The organism is Kitasatospora sp. NPDC030952, assembly GCF_055571335.1.
The window spans coordinates 109,501-132,408 of record NZ_JBVIFM010000015.1 but is presented as its reverse complement, the minus strand read 5'-3'; the positions used below and the strand labels follow the sequence as shown (position 1 = coordinate 132,408).

The window sequence follows — 22,908 nt, the reverse complement described above, 5'->3', positions numbered from 1 at the left end:
GCACCACCGGCACCACAAGCACCACCGGCACGACAAGCGCCACCGGCACCATAAGCGCCGCCGGCACCACAAGCACGACAAGCCCCACAAGCACCACAAGCACCACAGACACGAACGACGGAGGAGAGCGCCCCATGGCCCGCCATGTGCTGACGGTCGGCGCGGAGCCGCAAGAGGGCGGCTACCGCACGATCGGCGCCGCCCTGGAGGCGGCCCGCAGCGGAGCGGTGATCAGCGTCCGCCCGGGCCGCTACGACGAGAACCTGGTGATCACCAAGATGGTGACCATCACCGCCGAGGAGGCCCGCGGCAGCGTACGCATCTCCCCGCGCCGCGGCGCCGTCGTCCAGGTCGTGGCCGAGGCCGTCCAGCTCACCGGCCTGGTCCTGCACGGCCAGGACGAGGAACTGCCCACCATCGACGTCCCGCGCGGCCAGGCCGCCCTGGAGGACTGCGAGGTCGCGGGCAACTCCTGGACCGCCGTCCTCACCCGCCAGCAGGGCTCCCTGGCCATGCGCGGCTGCCGCATCGTCAACCCCGCCGGCGCCGGCATCGTCGAGACCTCCACCGGCACCAGCGTCATCGAGGACACCGTCATCGAACACCTCGGCAGCTCCGCCGTGGTGATCGGCGAACGCGCCAACCCCGTCGTGCGCAACTGCGTCCTGCGCGACGCCCGCGGCAACGGCGTGTGCGCCAACGGCGAAGGCCGCGGCTCCATCGAGGATTGCGAGATCTCCGCCACCGACAAACCCGGCATCGCCCTGGAGGAACACAGCACCACCCGGGTCCTGCGCACCACCGTGCGCGACGTCGCGATCGGCGCCTACGTCAGCTCCGCCGCCCAAGTCCTCCTGGAGGACTGCGCGTTCGACGCCACCCGCGGCCACGGACTGGTCCTGGCCGGCGGCACCGACCCACTGCTGCGCCGCTGCCGCACCGCCCGCACCAAGGGCCACGGCATCCACGTCACCGGCCGCTCCCGGGGCCGCTTCGAGGAGTGCGAGGTCAGCGACGCCCAGGGCACCGGCATCCTGGTCGACGAGTCCGCCAGCCCGGTCCTGACCCGCACCACCGTCACCGCCGGCGCCGGCGACGCCGTCGACCTCACCGGCGAGAGCGCCGCCGAGTTCGACCGCCTGGAGGTGCGCGGCGCCGCCGGCGCCGGGGTCGTCGTCCGCGACGGCGCCAACCCGCTGCTGCGCCGCCTGGACGTCGCCGAGGTCGGCGGCCACGGCGTCGAAGTGCTGCGCGAGGGCCGCGGCCGCCTGGAGTCCTGCCTGCTGGGGGCGGGCGGGCGCGCCGCCCTGCGGGTCGCCGACGGCGGCAACACCCAGGTCGGCGCCACCACCGTACGCGGCACCACCGTACGCGGCACCACCACCGGCCCGGCCGCCGCCACCGTACGCGGCACCACGGCCGCCACCGCGGCGGTCAACGGCGTCGAGATCGGCCCCGGCGGCGTCGCCTCGCTGCGCGACTGCGACATCGCCGATTGGAGCGGCGACGGCCTGCTGGTCGAGGGCGACGGCGAACTCACCGCCGCCCGCACCCGCGTCCACGACAACCGCCGCCACGGCATCCTGCTCGCCGCCGGCGCCCGCGCCGCCCTGAACGGCTGCGAACTGACCGACAACGCCCGCGACGGACTGCGGGTGGACTCCGAGGAACCGGTCCGCGTCACCGGCTGCACCGTCACCGGCAACCGCGGCTCCGGACTGCGCCAGACCAGGCCCGGCACCCGCCTCGCGGTCACCGAGCTGACCAGCCGCGACAACGCCCACGCCGACAGCCACGGCAGCGCCGAGGCTCGGCCCGTCGCCGCCCCCGGCACCCGCCCCGCCGACCCCGCACCCGGGGACGGCGACGGCGAGGGGGGCGGGTACGGCGGCGGGTACGAGGACGGGTACGGCGGCGGGTACGGGGACGGATACGGGACCCCGCCCGGCCCCGACGGCGCCGCCACCGAGCCGCCGCCACCGGACCCCGAGGGCCCCCAGGCCGCCCTCCAGGCGCTCGTCGGCCTGGAGGGCGTCAAGGAACAGGTCGCCACCCTGGTCAACCTCAACAAGCTGGCCCGGCGCCGCGAACAGGCCGGGATGCCCGCCCTCCCGATGGGCCGGCACCTGGTCTTCGCCGGGCCGCCCGGCACCGGCAAGACCACCGTCGCCCGCCTCTACGGCGCCATCCTGGCCGAACTCGGCGTGCTGCGCAGCGGCCACCTCACCGAGGTCGCCCGCGCCGACCTGGTCGCCTCCATCGTCGGCGGCACCGCCATCAAGACCACCGAGGTGTTCACCGAGGCGCTCGGCGGCGTGCTGTTCATCGACGAGGCCTACACCCTGTCCGCCGGGGGCGGCGGCACCGGGCCCGACTTCGGCCGCGAGGCCATCGACACCCTGGTCAAACTGATGGAGGACCACCGCGACGACGTCGTGGTGATCGTGGCCGGCTACTCGGAGGAGATGCGCGAGTTCCTCTCCTCCAACCCCGGCCTGGCCTCCCGCTTCAGCCGCACCGTCGAGTTCCGCAACTACTCCGCCCAGGAACTGGTCACCATCGTCGAACGGGCCGCCGCCGCCCACGGCTTCGACCTCGCCGAGGCCACCGTCGAGGCCCTCGGCACCCACTTCACCCGCATGCCCAAGGGCGCGGACTTCGGCAACGGCCGCGCCGCCCGCAAGGTCTTCGAGGAGATGGTCGACCGCCAGGCCTCCCGGCTGGCCGCCCTCGCCGAAGTCACCGACGCGGACCTGCCGCTGCTGCTGCCCGAGGACCTCGGCGCCGAGGCCGCGCGCGCCGCCGGCCCCGGCCCCGGCGCGGACGGCCGCAGCGAACTCCTGGCCCGGCTGCGCCAGATGGTGGGCCTGAGCGCCGCCAAGGAACAGGTGGAGAACCTGGTCAACCTGATCACCCAGGCCCGCCGCCGCGAGGAGGCCGGCCTGCCCGCCGCCAGGATCAGCCACCACCTGGTCTTCGCCGGCCCGCCCGGCACCGGCAAGACCACCGTCGCCCGCCTCTACGGCGCCCTGCTCGCCGAACTCGGCGTCCTGCCCACCGGCCAGCTCGTCGAGACCGCCCGCGCCGACCTGGTCGGCCGCTACATCGGCCACACCGCCCAGCTCACCAAGGAGGCCTTCGAACGCGCCCGCGGCGGCGTGCTGTTCATCGACGAGGCCTACACCCTCACCCCGCGCGGCGGCGCCGCCTCCGGCGACTTCGGCCAGGAGGCGGTCGACACCCTGATGAAGCTGATGGAGGACCACCGCGACGAGGTCGTGGTGATCGTGGCCGGCTACCACGAGGAGATGCAGGGCTTCCTCGCCTCCAACCCCGGCCTGGCCTCCCGCTTCCCCCAGCAGATCGCCTTCGACCACTACAGCGCCGACGAACTCGTCACCATCGTCGCCCGCCAGGCCGAGGAGGCCGGCTACCTCTGCGCCCCCGAGACCCTCACCACCCTGGCCACGCTGTGCGCGGCCGTCCCCCGGGACCGCAACTTCGGCAACGGCCGCTTCGCCCGCCAGACCCTGGAGGCCATGGTGACCCGTCAGGCCGGGCGGCTGGCCCGCCTGGAGGTCGGCGACGTGTCCGAACTGAGCCTGCTGCTGCCCCAGGACGTCCCCGCGCTGCTCCAGGGGAGCACGGTGTGACCACCCGCCGCAGCGCCGCGGCCGCCGCCGCCCTCGCCGCCGCCCTGTGCACCGGGAGCGCCCCGGCCGCGGCGGCCTCCGGCGACCCCGCGGCCCTGCCCGTGATCGGCCAGAGCCGCCAGGGCGCCCGCGCCGGCGAGTGCCTCAAACCCTCCGACAAGGGCACCGACCGCACCCCCTGGGCACAGACCTTCCTGCGCCCTGAGGCCGCCTGGGCACTGGGCCGGGGCGCCGGGGTGACGGTCGCCGTCGTCGGCTCCGGCGTCGACGGCGCCTCCGGCGTCCTGGGCGAACGCCTGGTCCCGGGCCCGCGCGAGTACGGCACCGGCGACTCCACCCGCGACTGCGTCGGCCACGGCACCTTCCTCGCCGGGCTGATCGCCGCCCGCCACCAGGACGGCACCGGCTTCGCCGGCATCGCCCCCCAGGCGCGGATCCTGGCCGTCGCCGTCACCGACGACACCGGCGCCACCACCCCGGCCCTGCTCGCCAAGGGCATCCGGGACGCGGCCGACGCCGGCGCCCGCATCATCGCCTCGGCCCTGCCCCTGCCCGCCGGCGACCCCGGCCTGGAGGACGCGCTGCGCCACGCCGAGGACCGGGGCGCCCTGGTGGTCGCCCCGGCCACCCCCGACCAGGGCGGCGGCTCGCTGCCCTCCGCCCCGCCGCAGGTCCTCACCGTCGCCGCGCTGGCCCCGGACGGCACCGCGCCGGACCCGGCGGCCACGGCGGGCGGCGGTGCGGGCGGCGGCGGTACGGGCGTCGGTGCGGGAGGCGGCGGTACGGGCGGCGTTGGTGCGGGCACCAGTGTCGGCCCCGGTGTCGGCACCGGCACCGGCCAGGGCGCGCGGACCGGCCCCCGGGTCGACCTGACCGCCCCGGGCGAGGCGATGATGAGCACCGGACCGGCCGGCAAGGGCTACTTCACCGGCAGCGGCCCCAGCTTCGCCGCCGCCGTGGTGGCCGGCACCGCCGCCCTGCTCCTGGGCCACCACCCCGACCTCGACCCGGCCCACCTGCGCGAGCGCCTCGAAGCCACCGCCTACCACCCCGGCACCGCCCTGCCCGACCCCCGCCTGGGCTACGGCACCGTCGACCCCCTCGCCGCCCTCACCACCACCCCGCCCGCCACCGCCGCCGCCCTCCCGCCGGCGCGGGCCACCGCCCTGGGGCCCCCGCCCCCGGACCCCGCCCCCCGCCAGGCCGCGACGGTGGCCGCCGCCGTCCTGACCACCGTCACCCTCACCCTGGGCCTCGCCGTCCTGTGCACCGCCGCCCGCCGCCGCGCCTGGCGCCCGGGCCGCTGGAAGGCCTGACCGGCCCTCAGGCCCTGTCCGGCCGATCGTGCCGGGCCCGCGACGCTGGGCATCCCGCCTGGACGCACGCCCGAATCGCCCAAGTACGGCCCAGCACGAGGACGATCCGGACGCACGCCCAACCGGGCGCGACACGGGGGTACCTCCCGGGCCGAAGGCTGGGGGAGTCGCGGGCTGATCCGCCAAGACCGGCCGGACAGCCAGGGCCTTTCTTCGGACTCCCGTCTGCGGGCCGCCGCCGGGGCACGCACCTCGCGGCGTTGTCGTCGGTCGCCGACGCGCTGCATTGGGCTCCGCCCCCAGCCTCCGGCCGGGAGGTGCCCCCACCTCCGCCTTGCGATGCACGCACCCCAACGCCGTTCCGCCCGCCCTCCGGGCGGACGACGGGAGTTCGAAGACAGGTCCTTCAGGCCCCCGCCGGGCGGATGCCCTCGGCGACCAGCGCGGCGAGGTCCAGGTAGGCGCGGCGGGTGCGCTGGTGCAGCCGGGCGGGCTCGAACATGCCGCCCAGGGCGAGGTGCTCGTCGAAGGGCAGCACGACGGCGGCCCGGCAGCGCTGCCCGAAGTGGGCCACCAGGTCGTCCGCCCGGATCGTCCGGCCCTTGGCCCGCACCCCGGAGATCAGGGTCACGCTGCGCCGGGCCAGCTCCTCGTACCCGTTGGCGCACAGCCAGTCCAGGGTGGTGTCCGCGCCGCTGGCGCCGTCCACGCTGGTGGTGGCGGTGATGACGAGCTGGTCGGCGAGGTCGAGCACGGCGTGCATGGAGCCGTGCAGCAGGCCGGTGCCGCAGTCGGCCAGGACGATCGGGTACTGGCGGCTGAGCAGGTCGACCAGCCGCCGGTAGTCCCCGCCGCCGAAGGCGTTGGCGACCGTCGGGTCGGCGTCGTTGGCCAGCACCTCCAGCCCGCTGGGGGTCAGCGAGGTGAAGCGGCGGATGTCCATGTAGCCGGTGATCGAGGGCGCGGCCGCGAGCAGGTCCTGGACGGTGGCCGGCGTCTCCCGGCGGATGCGCCGGCTCAGCGTGCCGGTGTCCGGGTTGGCGTCGACGGCGACGACCTTGTCGGCCCGGGTCTCGGCGAGGACGGACCCCAGCCCCAGGGTCGCGGAGGTCTTGCCGACCCCGCCCTTGAGGCCGATGACCGCGATCCGGAAGGAGCGGTGCAGCGGCGTGCGGATGACGGCCCGCAGCCGCTCCTGCTCACGCTGCTCGCCCCGGCCCAGGCCCAGGCCGCCGCCCAGGCCGGCCCCGAGGAGCCGGGGCCGCCGGGCGGGCGCGGGCACGGGCGCCGGGTCCGGCTGCGCTTGCGGCTGCGGCTGCGGCTGTGGCTGCGGCGTGGTGGACGGGACGGGCGGCGCGGGCGCGACGGCGGGCGGCGCGGGGGGCATCGGGGGCGGCGCGAGGAGGACGGCGGGGGCGGTGACCGGAGCGGGGCCGGGGGAGACCGGGGCAGGGGAGACCGGGCCGGGGGAGACCGGGCCGGGGCGGGCCTCCGGGGGGATGAGCACCGTCCCCAGGGTGTCCAGCGGCCGACGCCAGTCGGGCTCGGACCTCGGGGCCGGGGGGAGCAGCCCGTAGTCGGGGGAGAGCTCCCGCTCCGGGCCCCGCCCAAGCCGCCGTACCTGCTCGATGACCATGTGGTCCGCCGCCACGTTCCGCCTCCTGTCGCTGCGCCGGCCCCCATGCCGGTGCCGTACGGATCCCCCACCGGCTCAACGGCCCGAGCCCACGACGCCGTTCAACGCCGACCGCCCGGCCCCGTCGGGGCGGCCCCGCCGCGCCGCTGTCGGTGCCGCCCCCCAGGGCCTGTCTTCAAACTCCCGTCTGCGGGGCGACGCCGGTGCACGCACCTCGCCGCGTTGTCGTCGGTCGCCAATGCGCTGCATTGGGCTCCGCCCCCAGCCTCCGGCCGGGAGGTGCCCCCACCTCCGCCTTGCGATGCACGCACCCCAACGCCGCCCCGCCCGCCCTCCGGGCGGACGACGGGAGTTTGAAGACAGGCCCTAGCCTTGCGGCCGTGACCACCCCCGCGCACCTCGACCGGGTCGACGCCCTCCTCGCCGACCCCCGGCCCCACCCGCCCGAGGACACCGACCACCCCACCGGGTACTGCGGCCCCGGCTACCGGGTCGAGGAGCTGTCCGTCAGCCGCGACTTCTGGGACGACCCGGACGGGATGGCCTGCGACCGCGAACACGACCTGGCCCAGGGCGCGTTGGAGGCCCTGGCCGAGGTGTTCACGGCCCGCTGGGGCCGCCCGTACGAGGTCGACCTGTTCTCCTACCTGCGCGCGAGCTGCGACGCGCAGGACGCCGGGTACCGGCCGCCCGCCGAACCGGTCGGCCTGCTCTGCCAGCAGGCCGTCACCCTGCACGTCTGGCCACTGCCCGGCGCCGAACGCTGGCTGGGGCTGTGCGTCGGCCAGGGGGACAAGGAGCTGCCGGTCGTCCTGTCCGCCGCCCTCGCCGACGGCCCCGCCCCGGCCCCCACCGCACCCGAACCCGCGTCCGAACTCGCGTCCGAACCCGCGCCGTGAGCGGCCGTCAGGCGGCGTAGGCACGCGACGGCGAGGCCTGATCCCGCAGGATCCCCGGGAGGCGCCCCCGGGGGGAGCGGGAAGTCGGCGGGGACGACTTCCCGCTCCGGCCAGAGGGGGCGAGCACCGAGCTCCCGCCCCCGGGGCGGCGGTCGCTCGCGGACCAACCGTGCCAGGCCACCGGCCCGGCGGGGAGCGGGAACGGCCGCGCCACCCGTGTGGGTGAGCGCCGGCGCGCCATAGTCCGCCGGCCGGTTTGCGGCACCGGAAGTCGACCGGGCCGACTTCCGGTGCCGGCACCGGCCCGCCGCAGCGGCGGAAACCGGGCCCACGGCCCCGGGGCGCCCCGGCCCGCACGCCCGGGGCGCCCCCGATCCGGCCGGAACCCGGCCACCGCACCCCCACCCCCCACCCCCCACCCCCCACCACACACCCCCGCGAACCGCCTTGACCTCAAGCCGACTTGAAGTCCTACCGTGATCACGTCCTGGCGAACGGCACAGAGAGGCGCAGCAGCGTGACGCTCAAGGAGTACCCGCACGAGGTCCTGGCCGCCCAGCCCATCGGCGCGTGGACCGGCGAGGCCTACCGCCGGGTGGTGGGAGCCCTGCGCGGACAGCTCGCGGTGGAGGGCCTCACCCAGCCGCACTGGTGGACGCTCAACCACGCCGCCGGCGCCCCCGGCCGCTGGAACCGCACCACCCTGGTCCCGCGGCTGGCCCCCCACGAGGACCTCGGCCTCGACTTCGACGAGGTCTTCGACGACCTCGCCGCCCGCGGCTGGCTGCTGGAGGACGCGACCACCGGCGCCATGTCCCTCAGCCCGGACGGCGAGGCCGCCCGTCTGCGCGCCCGCGAACGCAACCTGCACGTCCTCCGGCAGGCCCACGAGGGCGTCGACGAGGCCGACTTCGTCACCACCGTCAACGTGCTGCGCCGCATCACCGCCAACCTGGGCGGCGACGGCGACCTCCCCGAATGACGCCCGAATGACCGGCCCGCGCCGCACCGGCGACACCGGCTGGTCCGCCGCCCCGGTGCCGCCGCCCCGGTGCCGCCGACGGCCCGGCACGGCAAGTCGGGCCCGCCGACTTCCCGCACCCCGCCCCGGCCCCCGCCCTCCCGCGCCCCCGGTGCGGGAGGGCGCCGCGCATCCGGATGCGCCCGGGGGGTGCCCCCTTGCGCTCTGGCGCGGGCACCGCCGCTTCCCCCACGCTGGGCCCGAACCGTACGGCCCCGAGCGGCCGCCACGGACCGTCGAGTCGTATCGGGAGCGCGGAAGCCGAATGCCCCAGGACATCGAGTTCACGGTGCCCCTCGCCGGCCGGGTCAGCCCCGACCTGGCCCGGGCCCGCCGGCGCCACCTGGCCTGGGTACGGGCCGGCGGGCTGGTCTCCGGCCCGGAGGCGCTGCGCCGCTACGAGCTCTCCCGGGTCGCGGACAGCGCCGCGTACGGCTTCCCGGACGCGGTCGGCGCCGACCTGGACCTCTGCTTCGACCTGCTCGGCTGGTTCTTCCTCTTCGACGACCGGTTCGACGCCCGGGACGGCCGTACGGACGACGCGATCGCCGTCTGCCAGGACTTGGTGGACCTCCTGCGCTGGCCGAAGCAGCAGACGACGCACGCGCCCCCCGTCGTCGCCGCCTTCGCCGACTGCTGGCAGCGGATGAGCGAGGGCATGTCGGGGGAGTGGCGCCGCCGCACCGTCCACGACTGGGTCGACTACCTGGCCGGCTGGCCCACCAAGATCGCCGACCAGGCGCACGGCGTCCTCCCGGACCCGGCCGCCCACCTGCGCGCCCGCCGCCGCACGATCGGGGTGCGCCCGCTGCTGGCGCTGGCCGAGCGGGTCGGGCACTTCGAGGTCCCGCTGCTGGCCTGGTGCACCAGCCACCTGGAGGCGATGCGGGTCGCCGCCTGCGACGCCGTCATCGCCATGAACGAGATCCACTCCCTGGAGAAGGATCAGGCCGGCGCCCGCCCCAACCTCGTGCTGAGCCTGGTGCACCACCACGGCGCCTCCCGCGCCGAGGCCGTCCGCCAGGTGCGCGACACCGCGGACCGCAGCGTCGAGTCCTTCCTCGGCCTGCGCGCCGGCCTGCCCGAACTGGAGCGCGAACTCGGCGGCGGCATCCCGGAGTTGGCCCGCTACGGGGACGCCCACGCGGCGTGGATCCGCGGCTACCACGACTGGGGGCGCACGGCCCCGCGCTACACCACCGGCGAGCATCCGGGCGACCTCGGTCTGGAGAACCTCGTTGCCCGGCAGCCGAATTGACGGTGCCCGGCCAGGGGCATCCCCCTATCATGGGCGCGCTCCGCGCCTCATGATCATCACCAACCCGGGGGGACACCCAGATGACCGCTACCGTCGTCGTGCATGCCGAGCCGCCGCTCTTCGCCCTGCGCAGGGGCCGCTACGGCGTGGAGATCGACGGGGTGCCGGTCGGCAGCGTCAAACAGGGCACCCTCGCGCGCTTCCCGGTCCCGGCCGGCACCCACACCGTCCGGCTCACCTCCTGGGACCGCACCCGCTCCAAGGCGGTCACCGTGGAGGTCGCCGACGACCGTGAGTTCCTGCTCACGGGCCGGGTCACCGGACTCGCATTCGCCTTCTTCGCGGTGCCCCTGGTCCGCGCCGCCATGGTCCCCTGGTACTACGTCGCCGCACTCACGCTGCTGCTGGCCGCGGTCTTCTGGGCCGTCCCCGGCCTGCTGTTCCGCCTGCGGGCCGTCGGCGACTCCGTGCTCCCGGGGGCCGAATCCGCCCGGCCGGTCGAAGCGGAGGAGGAGCAGAGCGGCAACGGCCTGTGGTGGGAGTCGGATCCGGCCCTGGCCAAGCGCTTCCGCAAGGACGCCGCCTCCTGAGGCTGCCGCCCCCGCATCGGGGCGAGCCACCGCCCCGGGCCTGGCGGGGACGGCGTAACGCGATATACCGTATCGCGATATAACGTAAGTTGCCGCGCGGCGCCTCCGCGCGCAGACCTTCGCCGAGCGAGTTCAGGGACGGGAATCAATGCCGGGAGAGATCGTGCCCGCCGGGAGCACCCCCGGCCCCAGCACCCGGCCCGCGCTGCGGGCCTCGCACGCCGACCGGGACCGGGTGGTGACCGCGCTGGGCGTCGCCGCGGGCGACGGCCGGCTGACGGCCGAGGAGCTGGACGAGCGGGTGGAGGCCGCCCTGTCGGCCCGCACGGTCGGGGACCTGGCCGAACTCACCGCCGACCTGCCGCCGGTGTCGGTCTCGGCCACCGGCGTGGTGGCCGAGGGCCGGGACGTGCTGCGGATCGAGCAGAAGTTCACCAGGACCGAGCGGGTGGGCGCCTGGGTGCTGCCGCGCCGCCTGGAGATCGCCGCGGAGTGGTGCCACGTGAAGCTGGACTTCACCCAGGCGGTGATCACCCACGACACCCTGGAGATCGACGTCGACATGCAGGGCGGCAACCTGACGCTGATCGTCGGCCCGGGGATCGTGGTCGATCCCTACGGCCTGACCCTGGAGTTCTCCAAGGTGAAGGGCCACCAGGACGCCGACCCGGGCGCCCCGGTCAGGCTGCGGATCGAGCTGATCGGCAAGAAGAGCTTCGGCCGCGTCACCGTGCGCCACCCCCGCCGCTGGCGGGCCCGCCGGGGCTGACCGTCCCGTCCGCAGCGGGAAGCAGACTCAACTCACGCGTCGGCCTTCTCCCGCTTGCGCTGGCCGGGGTTGCCCCGGCCGGTGCCCCCGGCCCGCTTCCCGCCCGCCGCACCCGCCCGCTTCTTGACGTCGATGGCGCCGCGCAGCGCCTGCTGGGCGGTGGTGAGGCGTCCGGCGAGGGCCTGGTCGGTGTGCCCGGTGACGGCGGGGGTGGCGGCGGCCCGGCCGAGCGCGGCCACCGAGTTGTCCAGGTACGCGTCCCAGTACTCGACGTGCCGGTCGGTGACGGCGGGCTTGCCGAGGTTGGCGGCCAACTCCTCGGTGTAGGTCACGAGGTAGTCGACGGTCTCCTTCAGGTAGCCGCCGTCGATCCCGGTGCGGCCCGCGTGCTCCAGCTCCCAGACGTGGGTCTCGATCTCCCGCATCGGCTGCTGGAGCAGGGCGAAGGTCTCGTGCCCGATGTCGCTCATCACGTCCATGTAGATGTGCGGGTCCGCGCCGTTGGCGGCGTCCTCGTCGGGCATCAGCATGGCCTGGGCGGCGTGGATCAGCTCGTGGCGCAGTGTGCTGTAGACCACGGCGGGGCCGTAGTCGTCGAACAGGTTGCGGTACAGCGCCATGGTGACCTTGTCGCCCGAAGTGCCGGTGCTGGTCAGGGCCATGGGCTTGCCGGCCCCCTGGCGGGAGTGCTTGTAGCCGAGGACGAGGTCCTTGTCGGCCAGGGCCTGCGGCAGCTCGGGGTGGTCGGGCGTGACCGGCAGGTGGGCGAGGACGTACCGCAGCAGCGAGTCCAGCGCGGCCTGGCGCACGGCCTTGGCGTCCGACCCGGTCGCGTCCTTCGCCTCCTGCAACTCCTGGACCAGGGTGGCGGGTAGGTCGGGCACCGTCGCTGACGGCTCCGCGGCGTCGGGGAGGTCGTCGGTGGCGGCGCGTTGCAGGGCGCCGGTGCTCGCGGAACGGGCCGTTCGCTCCTGCGGTACGGCGGTCTCGGGCGTGCGGACCGGCCCGGACATGGCCCGGTGCGCGTTGGCCTCGGCCTCGCGCTCGAACCGGTCCGAGGGGTCGCTGACCCGCAGGCCGTCGCCGTGGTCGGTGCCGGCGACGGGGCCGTGCCGCTGCTGGATGACGTGGGTCAACTCGTGGGCGAGGGTGTGCTTGTCGCCGCCGCCGTCGCCGAGGACGACATGGCTCCCGGAGGTGTACGCACGGGCACCGACCTCGGCCGCGGAGGCGCGGGCCGCCGGGCCGACGTGGAGCCGGACGTCGGAGAAGTCGGCGCCGAGGCGGGACTCCATCTCGGTGCGGGTCGCCTCGTCCAGCGGACGGCCCGCGCTGCGCAGCACGTCGTGGACGGTGGAGCGCTGGGCGGCGGCGGGGTGTTCGGGCGCGCGTTGCAGCATCTGCACGACGGCGGCGTTGCCCACGCTGGCCTGGAGGGCGAGCAGCCGGTGGGCGGGCGCCCGTCCGGCGCGGTCGGCGGCGGTGTCCCGGCCGCTGTGCTGCTGCCGCTCGCCGTCGTGTGTGCGCATGGGTGGGTCCCCCCGGAGGTCTGCCGAGCTTCCATGGTCATCGGCGGGGCGGGGGAACGGAAGGGCCGTGGGGGCAACGGTCCATGCCCGTCCGGGCAGTTCGGACGGCTTCCCGCAGCCTTCAGCGGGCGTCGAATTCGCCGGTGCGGACGGCGGTGACGAAGGACTGCCAGGCGGTGGCGGGGAAGACGAGGGCGGGGCCGGAGGGGTCCTTGGAGTCGCGGACTGGCATGACGCCGGCGAAGCCGTCAGCGACTTCGACGCACTGCCCGCCGTTTGCGCCGCTGTACGAACTCTTGCGCCAGGAAGCGTCGGTCAGGTCGACATCCACTCCAGATCCCTCCTTGCTGCACGGATAAAGGCGAGCGAATCGGCCTGGCCAAGGGCATCGATCGCAAGCCGATCGTAGCTCTTGATCACTGCGGCAACCGACTTGGTGTCGCGATCAATGTAGCCGCGCTGCTCAATCTCGCCGTAAGCAAGAACTTTGCGGTTCGGCATGGTAAGGAGGGCCGTCATGTGCGTGAACGGCCGGTATTCGCCAAGGGAGAACGGTGCCACTTGGATGATCACGTCGCGGCGAGTGGTCAACTGCTCAAGGTGGAGCAGCTGTTCGATCATGACGTCACGTCCGCCGATGACCCGCCTGAGGCAGCTCTCGTCCAACACGACGTGCAGAAGCGGGGGTGAGGGCCGTTCCAGGATCTGCTGTCGGGCGAGCCTGAATTCGATGCGTTCCTCGGCCAGTTTCTGGGTCGAAACGCCTTGCCTGACAAAGCCCATCTGGAGCGCGGTTACGTACCCCCGGGTCTGCAGTAGCCCGTTGACGAAGTCGTTCTCGAAGATCCTGATCTGCTCAGCGAGGCCCTCGTAGCGCGCGTACTCCGGGAAGCCTTCCAGGATCGCCGCGTTCTTCAGCTGATACCACATCAGCAGCATGGTGCCGCCGGTGTCGAGCGCGATGTCGGCGAGTTCGGCGAGCCTGCGACTCGGCGGCCGGTGCGCAAGTTCGATGTAGGAGAGGTGCGACGGCGAGCACTCCAGGAGCGGCGCCAGGTCGTCCAGGACGAGGTCCCTGGCCTCGCGGAAGTTGCGGAGTTGGATCCCGAAGGGTGCCCAGGGGCTGGATTCCGGGTCAATCTTCTTCTTGTTCATGGCAGTCCCCAACTTCCAAGGTGCCCGTAGGCAACTCGCATGACGCTTCCGATCGTAGGCGACGCTGCGCCACCATGTGCACAGAACGTGAAACCTCGACTGCGGAAGGTTATTGCCATGACCCATGCCCAAGTCCCCCGCCTCCACGGCTACGGCGTCCGTTGGGACACCGAGGCCCGGTGCTACCGGGTCCGCAACGAGTGCACCGGGGCGTGGCTGTGCAAGCCCAACGGTGAGCGCAGCGGCTTCTCCTCCTTCACCGAAGCGTTCTCCGCCTGGCGCCTCTTCGAGGTCCACAAGCGTCCGGGGGAGCGGTGACCCTCTCCCGCGTGACCGCCGAGCAGCGCCGGCAGGCCGCCTGCGTGCTGGACGACCTGACCACCGTCCTGGCTCTGGGCCGGGTCAACTTGCCGACCATCGAGGTGGACTGGGACACCGGCCGCTCCACCTGCGAGTACCTGCTGCACCTCACCGCGCGCCCGCTCGACCTGCTGCGGATCGTGGACCTGCTCCGCAAGGGGCTGCGCTACGAGCGCCTCACCTATGACGACTGAACTCCTCGCCCGCCTCCTGTGGTGGGCCTGTTTCGCCCTCCTGCTGTTCTGCACCCTCAGGAAGTGAACTCCCCATGCACGACCCGCGTCTGCTCGCCAAGCCCCCCATCTGCCGGCTCGGCTGCCTCGTTCTCGTCCGTAACCAGGCCGGTGACGTCCTGCTCGTCGACCCGGACTACCTGGACGGGATGATCCTGCCGGGCGGGGCGGGCAAGGTGAACGAGCCCCCGCACCGGGCCGCCGCCCGCCACCTGCACGCCCAGACCGGCATCATCCTGCGCCTGACCCATGCCGTGGCCCTCGACTACACCCCGTCCGACCGCTTCCTGGAGCGTTTCAGCCTGGTCTTCGACGGCGGCACCGTGCGCGACACCACCGCCCTCACCGTCCCCCCGCAGAAGCGCAGCCGACTGCTCGGCGCCCGCTTCGTTCCCGTGCGCGAACTCCCCCGGCACATGGCGCCCTCCCAGGCGGCCCGCGTCGCCGAGGCCCTCACCGGCCGCGCCCTGCCCCTGCTCCTGCACGGCCAGCGCCCCGACTGACCGGCCGGATCGTTCGCTCGTTCGGGTGATGGTCGCGCCGGGTGGCGACGATCTGTAGCAGGCTCCTCCCTGGCTGACGGAGCGTCAGCCGACATCGACCTGTGGAGAGCGTCATGGCCTACCCGAAGGACTTCAAGTACACCAGGGAACACGAGTGGGTGCAGTCCACCGGTAAGGACAAGGTCCGGTTGGGCATCACCGACTACGCCCAGAAGCAGCTAGGGGACATCGTCTTCGTTGAACTCCCCAAGGTGGGCGACAACTTCGATGGCGGCCAGTCGTTCGGCACGGTGGAGTCGGTGAAGTCGGTCAGCGAGCTCTACACGCCCGTGACCGGCAAGGTCGCGGCGGCCAACGCGAACCTGGACGACGAGCCCGAGGAGATCAACAACGCCCCGCACGAGACCTGGATCATCGAGCTGGACCTGACCAAGCCCGCCGAGCTGGACGCGCTGATGACGGCGAAGCAGTACGAGGCCTACATCGCGGAGAGGTCGTAGCGACCGGACCCCGTCGCCGCGGTGAACACCGGTTCCAGGCCGGTCAGTTCGCAACTGGCCTCCCAGAGCCAGGTCGCGGTGGCGGGGTCCGCCACGTGGTCCCACAGGGGTTCGGGTCGGGGCTCGCCGCGCAGCCCGAACACCCGGGGGCTCCACATCACCGTGCTCGACCCGCGTACGCCCGGGTCGAGCACGGCCCGTACGGCGGGCCACGCGGCGGCGTCCTTGCCCTGGACGACCAGGCCGAGCGGCAGGTGGCCCAGCCGTTCGCGCGCGGTGCGGGTGTGCAGGGGCGGGCGCGCGGGGGTGAGGGCGTCGAGCGCGCCGCCGGGGTGGACCAGGACACTCAGCGTCGTGCTTCCGGCGGCGCGCAGGCGGCGGTCGAGTTCGACGGCGAAGAGCATCTGGGCGAGTTTGGAGCGGGAGTAGGCGCGCTTGGGCTTGTAGTCGTGGGCGCTCTGGAGGTCGGCGAGGTCCAGGCGTTCGGACTTGGCGGCGAAGCTGCCGGTGGTCACGATCCGACTGCCGGGGGTGGCCTGGAGCAGCGGGGCCAGCTGGGCGGTCAGGGCGAAGTGGCCCAGGTGGTTGGTGGCGAACATCAGCTCGTGGCCGTTCGCGCTCTCGCGGCGCGGCGGGTCGTCGAGCGCGATGCCCGCGTTGTGGACGACCGCGTCCAGCCGCTCCAGGCCCTCCGCGCCGAGTCCGTCGGCGGCCGACGCGACGGAGGCCGGATCGGCCAGGTCCAGCGGCAGGTGCCGCAGCCTGGCGCCGGGCACGCGGGCGCCGATCGAGGCCATCGCGGCCTCGGCCTTGCGGCGGTCGCGGCAGCCGAGGACGACCGTCGCGCCGGTGCCGGCGAGCTGCTCGGCGACGAAGTAGCCGATGCCCGCGTTGCCGCCGGTGACCAGGAAGACCTTGCCCTCGGCCCGGGGCAGGCGGTGGACGTCCCACGGCGGGGTCGGGGTTGCTGCGGGGTTCGGCACGGGGGCTCCCTGGTGGTGCGGTGGCCGGGGCGCGTCGTTCACGCCCCGGCCCCAGGTTTCCGCGGGCCGCTCACAGCCCACCGGCAGGGCGCTGCCACCGCTGTCATCCCACCGGCACGGGCACGGGCACGGGCACCGGCACGGGTACCGGTATCGGCACTGGCACCGGCACGGGCCCGCCCGGCCGACCCGACTCAGTCGACGCAGAACTCGTTGCCCTCGACGTCCTGCATCGAGATGCACGAGTCCTGGCCGTCGTACAGCACCTGCACGCGCACCGCGCCGAGCGCCTCCAGCCGGGTGGCCTCGGCCTCCAGCACGGCGAGACGCTCCTCACCCACCAGCCCGGTGCCCACCCGCACGTCCAGGTGCACCCGGTTCTTGGCGGTCTTGCCCTCGGGAACGCGCTGGAAGTACAGCCGCGGGCCCACCCCCGACGGGTCGGTGCAGGCGGACCAGGAGCCCCGGTCCTCCGGGGCCTGGGAGGCCTCGTACTCCTCCCAGCCGGCGAACCCCTTCGGCGGCGTCATCACGTACCCCAGCACCTCGCACCAGAAGCGGGCGACGCGCGCGGGCTGCGCACAGTCGAAGGTGACCTGGAACTGCTTGATCGCTGACATCCGGGCACCGTAGCAAGGGACGCTCACCCGTTTCCCGGATTATTCGGCTTGTTCGGCGGCCAGGATCCAGTCCGCGGAGGGGGTGGTGCCGCCGGGCTGGGCGCCGAGGCGGCCCTCCTGGGTCTCCGTCAGGTAGAGGTCGTTGTCGTTGAGGTCCGACTCCGAGCGGACCCGGGAACGGCCGCCGTCCGCGATGCTCCACGCCGACTCGGTCGCCCGGCACTGGCCGTAGCGGATGCTCCAGTTGTCACCGATGGCCACGCAGCCCCAGGTGCCCTTCTCCGGGTCGAACGCCGCCACGTTGACCCACGCGCCGGCCGCCCGCAGCTCCCACCGCTGCTCGGGTACCGCCTCGCAGGGCTCCAGCCGCACCTGGGTGGTGCCGAAGATGTGGTGCAGACAGGTCCCGGTACGGGCGTTGCGCAGGCTGTACGCCGCAGGTGCCGCAGGTGCGGCCGGTGCCGCGGGCTCCACGGGCTGCGCCGTCGCGCGGGCGGTGGCCAGGAACAGGAGCGCGGAGGCGGCTGCGGCCGCCGCGCGCCAGGGGCGAACGGGCATGGGGTGGCTCTCCGTTGCGGCCCGCCCGGCGCTGCGCCGGTCCGGCCGCGGGGGAGGGGCGTGATCCGTTGACAACAACTGGTACAACGATCAACGATCCACCCGGAGCCGGGAAACGGAACAGCACGCCCGGACCCGCGAAAGCGCGGGAAGTCGGCCCGTTCGACTTCCCGCGCTGCGCCCCTCTCGCGGCCGGACTACTCCATGGGGGCCTTGCGGCAGCCCTCGGCGGCCACGACGGCGGGGATGTGGTCGCCGCGCAGGAGGCGGTAGCACTCCTCGAAGGCCGGCTTGTTACCGGCCGCGCCGATCGTGCAGGCCTCCTCCAAGATCTCGGTGTTGGCGCCCGGGACCTTCTCCAGGACGTATTGAAGCTCACTCCCTCGTAAACGAGGGAGATTCCCGCCTGGCTTACGCCGGTGGGTTGGACGGTTTGACCCGCCTGACGACTGCCCTCCCGGCAGCCGGGATGGGCGCGTGGCCCATCCGGTACAGGTGCAGAATGTTCTTTGCCGCGTTCGCGTCGGCATTGCCGGTCCATCCGCACATGTTGTTCTTGCACACGAACGTGGCCTGGTCCTCGCGGCTGCCGGGGGTGGTGAACCCGCAGGCATAGCAGCGCTGAGAGGTGTACGGGGCCGGGACCTTGGCCATCTGGCCGCCGTTGCGGGCGGTCTTGTACGCGAGCATGGTCATGGTTCGGCCCCATGCCTCCTGGGCGATGGAGCGGTTCAGTCCCGCCTTCGCGCTGGCCCCGTTGGGCAGGAACGTGCCCGGCTTCCCAGGGTCCGGCTTCGGCTCGGGGGCCTTGGTCATGTTCGTGATGTGCAGATCCTCCACCACGATCGTCCCGTACGTGCGGGCGAGGGTGGTGGTGATCTGGTGCTGCCAGTCGGTGGCTCGTCGCGTGGCTGTTGCTCGGAGCTTGCCGATCTGGCGGTACACAGCCCGCAGGCGATTGGAGAACTTCTCTCCGCGCTTGCAGTGCTGCTTCAAGCGGGCGGCCTGCTGCTCCAGGCGGAGCAGCTTGGCCTTCTCCCGGCCGGTGAGCCACTTGTCCCGGTCGGCAGTGCCGTCGGGCAGGCGCGGCGCGCGGCCGTGGTCCTGGTGGTTGCCGTCGGACAGCGCGAGGGGGATGTTCACCCCGAGGTCGATCCCCACTTCCGGCCCCTGATGCGGGGTGGGAACGGCCTCTTGGGTCTGGATGCGAAAGGCGATGTGCCAGCCGAGGGGGTCCTTGACCAGCCGTGCCCCGGTGATCCGGTTGTCCTTGTCGGCGTGCTTGCCGATAGGCAGGTCACGAGTCCAGCGGAAGCGCACCCGTCCGACCTTTGGGATCTGGACTTCCCCCCAGCGGCGGTTGATCCGGACGATGTGCAGGTCGCGGCCCTGCGGAATGTCCACCGCCATCACCGACCTGATGCGGGACTTGAAGCCGGGTTCCTCGGCGCGGCCCTCCCAGCAGTTCTTCCACGCCTGGAGGTACGTCTTGAGGACGGCCTGCGCCGCCTGCGCGGGCAGCACGCCGAGCCAGTCGATCTCCTTGCGGGCGCGGCGGATCTCCGCGTCCATACGGGTCAGGGAGCGCTGGCACTTCGGTGTCATCGTCCACAGGTCGTGCAGCAGGTTCCACGTGGTGCGTGCCGCGTGGCCCTGCGCGTCGATGAGCCGGACCTGCGCAGGAGTCAGCGCCAGTCGGGCACGGTGCCCGAACTGGCGCTTCTCGTATGCGATTTCCGGACTCATGGCCGTAATCGTAGCGTAGGTTTATGTCACCTCGATGGAACCCGAATCCCGATGTCCGCACCGGCCGTCACGTCGTCTACAACCTCCACGTCCACTTGGTTTTCGTCACGAAGTACCGGCGCAAGGCAATCACCGACGCCATGCTGACCCGCTGCGAAGAGATCATGCGAGACGTGTGCACGGACTTCGAGGCCGAGTTGAAGCAGTTCAACGGCGAGCAGGACCACGTCCACCTGCTGATCCACTATCCGCCCAAGGTCCAGCTCTCCAAGCTGGTCAACAGCCTCAAGGGCGTCAGCTCCCGCCGCCTGCGCCAGGAGTACGACTCCCACGTCCGACGCTACCTGTGGGGCGGACACTTCTGGTCCGGCTCCTACTTCGCCGGGTCCTGCGGCGGCGCACCGCTCACCGTGGTCCGCCAGTACATCGAGAACCAGCAACGCCCCACCGCGTAGCCGTCCCCGGAGCCGCAGAGAACTCCGCCGCTTCGCGGCTCCGGGCCAAGGATGGCCTTCACCTCCGGCGTAAACGCCGGAGCACTGGCCAAGATCAAAGGTAGAAGCAGCCCTGCGGGGTCGCGCTCGCGGCCGGGGCGAGGGCGACGGCACCGCCGAGGGCGAGGGCGAGGGTGCAACCGGCGGCGGCGACTCGTCGTACCAGCTTCATAGTGGGTGAATCCTTCCGGTGGGCCTGGAGTTGGCCTGGAGTTGGCGTGGAGCTGACGGCCGGGCGCGGGCATCCTTCGCCCACGAATCCGGCCCCGCCCATGCCTACCGGAAGGCCCGCCCCGCCCGGCCGGGCGCCGCGCCGACGCCCGCCCGAGATCACCCCGCAGGGGGGTGGCTCACAGCACCTCGGCCGGGTCGGCGTAGGCCCGCATCCGCACCACCCGGCCGTCGCGCACGGTGAACACGTCGGCGGCGGTGAAGTCCAGCGGACTGCCGTCGGTCAGCACGCCGTGCACGTGGTGGACGATCACGACGTCCCCGCCGCGCCGGTACGCGGACGGCTCGGAGCGGAACTCGCCCCACATCGCGTACGAGGCGCTCAGGTACTTGTGCACGGCGTCCCGGCCCAGGTGCGCGCCCCCGTTGGGGAACTCCTCGGGCTCCATCCACTCCACCTCGGGGTGCAGGTCGGCGACGGCGGCGTCGATGTCGCCCCGGGCGTACGCGGCGTAGGCGGCCAGCACGAGGGCCACATCGGGATCGGCGGGGTCTGCGGGGTACGCGGGGTGCGCGGGGTCTGCGGGAGAGGAGGTCATGGGCGGGACGCTATCCCGCGCGCCGCCCCGCCCGGCGCAGCCGGGGCCGCACCGCCCTGCGGGCGCAGGGTCAGGGGAGCCGGGCCACGAACACCAGCTCCCGGCCCGGCCGGTCCGGCGCCCCGCGCACCTCCTCCAGCGCGAACCCCTCCTCGGCGAGGTCCCGCTCGACCTCGGCCCGCTCCCGGAAGCGCAGCGTCGAATCCGAGGTCAGCACCTGCCCGTCCGCGCCGAACACGTACGTCCAGCGGAACGTCACCAACGGCCCGCGCACCCCGGTCAGTCGCACCCAGCTCTGCACCGGGCCGACGCCCGGCACCAGCGTCGTGCGGTGCGAGCGCTCCCGGGTCCACTCCTCCCAGGCCCGGGCGGCCGGATCGCGGGTCTCGAACACCAGCCGCCCGCCGGGGCGCAGCGCCTCCCGGGCGCCGCGCAGGGTCCGCCGCCAGGCGGGCGGGTCGGCGATCGACTGTGCGACGTTGGCCGTCATCGTCGCCAAGTCGACTTGCAGCTCCGGGAGTTCACCCACGTCACCGCAGACCCAGCGCACCCGCCCGGCGCCCGGCTTGGCGCGCGCCACCTCGATCGACGCCGCCGCCGGATCGACACCCACCACCTCGACGCCACGCCCGGCCAGCAGCAGCGCGAACACCCCGGTACCGCAGCCGATGTCCAGCACCCGGCGCGCCCCGAACTCCCGCACCATCCCCAGATAGGCGTCCAGGTCGCAGCGGTCCGGGTCCAGCGCGTCGTAGACCCCGGCGAGGCGTGGATGCCCGAAGCACTCGTCCACCATGCCGGCCACCCTAGGCCCTGTGCTGTGACCGGGAGGGGCCGGAGCGCACGGGCAGCGGCTGGTATTACTGGGGTATGCAGGAAGAGACCGCACGCTCCGCGATCGACACGTTCATCTCCGCGTTCAACGCCTCGGACGACAGCTATGTGACTGCCCTGCTCTCCCAGGCCCTGACCTCGGACGTGGTCTTCTGGGGGCCGTTGGGTCGCAGCGATGGGATCGCGGCGGTCGAGCGGTTCGTGCTGGACATCCGGCGCCACCCGGCGGGGACCGGCACGATGGTGCGCTGCTCGGAGGTGGACATGCCTGACGAGTGGGCCCGGTACCGGTGGGTCTTCACCACGCCGGACGGAGGCCCCCGCCTGGCGGGTACGGACGTCGTCCATCTGCGGCGGAGCCTCATCGACCAGGTCATCGTCTTCGCGGGGGAGATCGAGCCGTCCGCCTCCTGAGTCGTCCGTCCGTCGCTGTCCTTCTCCTGGACGTGCGCCCGACCGCCGCAAGGGGCCCGCGAACTCCGCCGTTCTCTCAGTCCGTCCGACCGGCATAGCCGCGGGCGACGGCGGCGAAGGCGGCCTTGGGCGTGGTGCGCCCGTCCGGCCAGGAGCGGACCAGGCCGTAGCCGACCAGGTCGAGGTCGTGCAACGGGTCCTCGGCCGCCGGGTAGTGGGGGGTGACGTAGGTGAAGACGAACGCCCCGGCCAGTCGCGCGGCGGTGAACAGGTCGATCAGCGAGGTGAGTTCGCGGGCCTGGGCCGCTTCGTCCCGAACGAGCCTGCTCCGCAGTCGGCGCGGCTCGGCCGAGCGGTCGACCAGCGTCCAGGCGAGGCTGCCGTGCTCGGCGGCCCCGGCGAAGGCGGCGCAGCCGAACTCGGCTGCGACCACGGGCTTTCCGTGCTGGTGCAGCGATTCCAGCGTCGCGCGCAGGGTGGTGGCGTTGGTCGCGTCCCGGTAGGCGTCGACGGCCACGAGGTCGAACGGTGTCCAGTCGATGTCCTCCCAGAGGCCGGCGGCGTAGGTGACGGGGCCGGTGAAGTGCTGCCGGGTGCTCGCGACCGCGGCGGCCAGCAGGGTGTTGAGCCGCTGCGGCGGCGGGCCCGCGGCGAAGAACTCCGGCGGCCAGCTCATCGGATCCGCGAGCGCGGCGAGCCGTTGGCCGATGTCGGCACCGGGCACCAGGCCGGCCATGAAGACGCTCAGCTCGCAGCCGACGACGAGCGTGATGTCGCCGCCCGCACGGTGGAGTTCCCCGGCGGCCTCGGCGGCGGCGGCGACGGCCGCCAGCGTCGCCTGCTCGTCGGCGTTCGGCAGCATCGGGGACATCCACACGGCCAGACCCAGCCCGACGGCGATCTGCGCGGCCATCCGCAACCGGTTCACGTCGTCGCCGGTGATCCGCACCGCGGTGCAGTTCAGGTCGCCGGCGATGGCGGCCAACTCCCGTTCCACCGTCGCCGCGGTGAGGTCCGGCCGCGTCGTCGAGCCGTCGACGGTCGGGGTGCCGACGTCATAGGTCACG

Annotated in this window: 25 protein-coding genes; 13 read left to right on the top strand and 12 right to left on the bottom strand. The window is 73.6% G+C overall.

The features are described from left to right. Positions 1–134: 134 nt before the first annotated feature. A complete protein-coding gene (locus tag ACZ47G_RS25170; protein WP_465746209.1) occupies positions 135–3,653 on the top strand; it encodes a right-handed parallel beta-helix repeat-containing protein in 3,519 nt (1,172 codons plus the stop codon). Further along, complete coding sequence (locus ACZ47G_RS25165) at positions 3,650–4,969, top strand: S8 family serine peptidase (protein WP_465746207.1); 1,320 nt, start codon at positions 3,650–3,652, stop codon at positions 4,967–4,969. The genes ACZ47G_RS25170 and ACZ47G_RS25165 overlap by 4 nt, the downstream gene beginning before the upstream one ends. A 406-nt stretch (positions 4,970–5,375) precedes the next feature. Here the strand turns inward: ACZ47G_RS25165 and ACZ47G_RS25160 are convergent, their stop codons facing one another. Next, positions 5,376–6,620: a MinD/ParA family ATP-binding protein gene (locus ACZ47G_RS25160; RefSeq protein WP_465746205.1), complete on the bottom strand. Its 1,245-nt coding sequence runs from the start codon at positions 6,618–6,620 to the stop codon at positions 5,376–5,378. A 365-nt stretch (positions 6,621–6,985) separates the two neighbouring features. Between ACZ47G_RS25160 and ACZ47G_RS25155 the strand changes: the two genes are divergently transcribed. The 5 genes from ACZ47G_RS25155 (at position 6,986) to ACZ47G_RS25135 (ending at position 11,142) form a co-directional block, all read left to right on the top strand. Then, on the top strand, positions 6,986–7,504 hold the full coding sequence (locus ACZ47G_RS25155; RefSeq protein WP_465746203.1) for a hypothetical protein: 519 nt from the start codon (positions 6,986–6,988) through the stop codon (positions 7,502–7,504). Positions 7,505–8,021: 517 nt separating this feature from the next. Continuing rightward, positions 8,022–8,486 (top strand): MarR family transcriptional regulator, encoded by a 465-nt coding sequence (locus tag ACZ47G_RS25150; protein WP_465746202.1) that lies wholly within the window; start codon positions 8,022–8,024, stop codon positions 8,484–8,486. 304 nt (positions 8,487–8,790) lie between these two features. Beyond that, a complete protein-coding gene (locus ACZ47G_RS25145; RefSeq protein ID WP_465746200.1) occupies positions 8,791–9,783 on the top strand; it encodes a terpene synthase family protein in 993 nt (330 codons plus the stop codon). 80 nt (positions 9,784–9,863) lie between these two features. After that, positions 9,864–10,373: a hypothetical protein gene (locus ACZ47G_RS25140; RefSeq protein ID WP_465746198.1), complete on the top strand. Its 510-nt coding sequence runs from the start codon at positions 9,864–9,866 to the stop codon at positions 10,371–10,373. Between the two features lie 163 nt (positions 10,374–10,536). Then, positions 10,537–11,142 carry a DUF1707 SHOCT-like domain-containing protein gene (locus ACZ47G_RS25135; protein WP_465746196.1) on the top strand — a complete coding sequence of 202 codons (606 nt, stop codon included), beginning with the start codon at positions 10,537–10,539 and terminating at the stop codon, positions 11,140–11,142. A gap of 32 nt (positions 11,143–11,174) precedes the next feature. Here the strand turns inward: ACZ47G_RS25135 and ACZ47G_RS25130 are convergent, their stop codons facing one another. From ACZ47G_RS25130 to ACZ47G_RS25120, 3 genes are all read right to left on the bottom strand, one after another. After that, a complete protein-coding gene (locus ACZ47G_RS25130; RefSeq protein WP_465746194.1) occupies positions 11,175–12,671 on the bottom strand; it encodes an eCIS core domain-containing protein in 1,497 nt (498 codons plus the stop codon). Between the two features lie 121 nt (positions 12,672–12,792). Next, the gene (locus ACZ47G_RS25125) at positions 12,793–13,002 is read right to left on the bottom strand and encodes a DUF397 domain-containing protein (RefSeq protein WP_465746192.1); all 210 of its coding nucleotides are present in this window, start codon (positions 13,000–13,002) and stop codon (positions 12,793–12,795) included. After that, positions 12,987–13,826 carry a helix-turn-helix domain-containing protein gene (locus ACZ47G_RS25120; RefSeq protein WP_465746190.1) on the bottom strand — a complete coding sequence of 280 codons (840 nt, stop codon included), beginning with the start codon at positions 13,824–13,826 and terminating at the stop codon, positions 12,987–12,989. Before ACZ47G_RS25120 ends, ACZ47G_RS25125 begins: the two co-directional genes overlap by 16 nt. A 117-nt stretch (positions 13,827–13,943) precedes the next feature. Here ACZ47G_RS25120 and ACZ47G_RS25115 point away from each other — a divergent pair, with 117 nt between their 5' ends. The 4 genes from ACZ47G_RS25115 (at position 13,944) to gcvH (ending at position 15,422) form a co-directional block, all read left to right on the top strand. After that, complete coding sequence (locus ACZ47G_RS25115) at positions 13,944–14,144, top strand: hypothetical protein (protein WP_465746188.1); 201 nt, start codon at positions 13,944–13,946, stop codon at positions 14,142–14,144. Between the two features lie 11 nt (positions 14,145–14,155). Further along, positions 14,156–14,380, top strand: a complete 225-nt coding sequence (locus ACZ47G_RS25110) for a hypothetical protein (RefSeq protein ID WP_465746186.1) — start codon at positions 14,156–14,158, stop codon at positions 14,378–14,380. Positions 14,381–14,454: 74 nt separating this feature from the next. Beyond that, positions 14,455–14,922 carry an NUDIX domain-containing protein gene (locus tag ACZ47G_RS25105; protein WP_465746184.1) on the top strand — a complete coding sequence of 156 codons (468 nt, stop codon included), beginning with the start codon at positions 14,455–14,457 and terminating at the stop codon, positions 14,920–14,922. Between the two features lie 113 nt (positions 14,923–15,035). Then, a complete protein-coding gene (gene gcvH, locus ACZ47G_RS25100; RefSeq protein ID WP_465746182.1) occupies positions 15,036–15,422 on the top strand; it encodes a glycine cleavage system protein GcvH in 387 nt (128 codons plus the stop codon). On the opposite strand, the gene ACZ47G_RS25095 is transcribed toward gcvH, so the two are convergent. From ACZ47G_RS25095 to ACZ47G_RS25075, 5 genes are all read right to left on the bottom strand, one after another. Further along, the gene (locus ACZ47G_RS25095; protein WP_465746180.1) at positions 15,401–16,405 is read right to left on the bottom strand and encodes an SDR family NAD(P)-dependent oxidoreductase; all 1,005 of its coding nucleotides are present in this window, start codon (positions 16,403–16,405) and stop codon (positions 15,401–15,403) included. The genes gcvH and ACZ47G_RS25095 overlap by 22 nt on opposite strands. Before the next feature lie 194 nt (positions 16,406–16,599). Beyond that, a complete protein-coding gene (locus ACZ47G_RS25090) occupies positions 16,600–17,025 on the bottom strand; it encodes a VOC family protein (protein WP_465746178.1) in 426 nt (141 codons plus the stop codon). Between the two features lie 39 nt (positions 17,026–17,064). Next, on the bottom strand, positions 17,065–17,583 hold the full coding sequence (locus ACZ47G_RS25085) for a hypothetical protein (protein ID WP_465746176.1): 519 nt from the start codon (positions 17,581–17,583) through the stop codon (positions 17,065–17,067). A 197-nt stretch (positions 17,584–17,780) separates the two neighbouring features. After that, on the bottom strand, positions 17,781–17,912 hold the full coding sequence (locus ACZ47G_RS25080; RefSeq protein WP_465746174.1) for a hypothetical protein: 132 nt from the start codon (positions 17,910–17,912) through the stop codon (positions 17,781–17,783). Positions 17,913–17,994: 82 nt separating this feature from the next. Then, on the bottom strand, positions 17,995–19,329 hold the full coding sequence (locus ACZ47G_RS25075) for an RNA-guided endonuclease InsQ/TnpB family protein (protein WP_465746172.1): 1,335 nt from the start codon (positions 19,327–19,329) through the stop codon (positions 17,995–17,997). Between the two features lie 23 nt (positions 19,330–19,352). On the opposite strand from ACZ47G_RS25075, the gene tnpA reads away from it, so the two are divergent. Continuing rightward, positions 19,353–19,784: an IS200/IS605 family transposase gene (gene tnpA / locus ACZ47G_RS25070; RefSeq protein WP_465746170.1), complete on the top strand. Its 432-nt coding sequence runs from the start codon at positions 19,353–19,355 to the stop codon at positions 19,782–19,784. A gap of 389 nt (positions 19,785–20,173) precedes the next feature. Here the strand turns inward: tnpA and ACZ47G_RS25065 are convergent, their stop codons facing one another. After that, positions 20,174–20,593, bottom strand: a complete 420-nt coding sequence (locus ACZ47G_RS25065; RefSeq protein WP_465746168.1) for a nuclear transport factor 2 family protein — start codon at positions 20,591–20,593, stop codon at positions 20,174–20,176. A 70-nt stretch (positions 20,594–20,663) separates the two neighbouring features. Then, positions 20,664–21,389: a class I SAM-dependent methyltransferase gene (locus tag ACZ47G_RS25060; RefSeq protein ID WP_465746167.1), complete on the bottom strand. Its 726-nt coding sequence runs from the start codon at positions 21,387–21,389 to the stop codon at positions 20,664–20,666. Between the two features lie 74 nt (positions 21,390–21,463). On the opposite strand from ACZ47G_RS25060, the gene ACZ47G_RS25055 reads away from it, so the two are divergent. Then, positions 21,464–21,841 carry a nuclear transport factor 2 family protein gene (locus ACZ47G_RS25055; protein ID WP_465746166.1) on the top strand — a complete coding sequence of 126 codons (378 nt, stop codon included), beginning with the start codon at positions 21,464–21,466 and terminating at the stop codon, positions 21,839–21,841. Between the two features lie 76 nt (positions 21,842–21,917). On the opposite strand, the gene ACZ47G_RS25050 is transcribed toward ACZ47G_RS25055, so the two are convergent. Continuing rightward, positions 21,918–22,907 (bottom strand): hypothetical protein, encoded by a 990-nt coding sequence (locus tag ACZ47G_RS25050; protein WP_465746165.1) that lies wholly within the window; start codon positions 22,905–22,907, stop codon positions 21,918–21,920. Position 22,908: the final 1 nt, after the last annotated feature.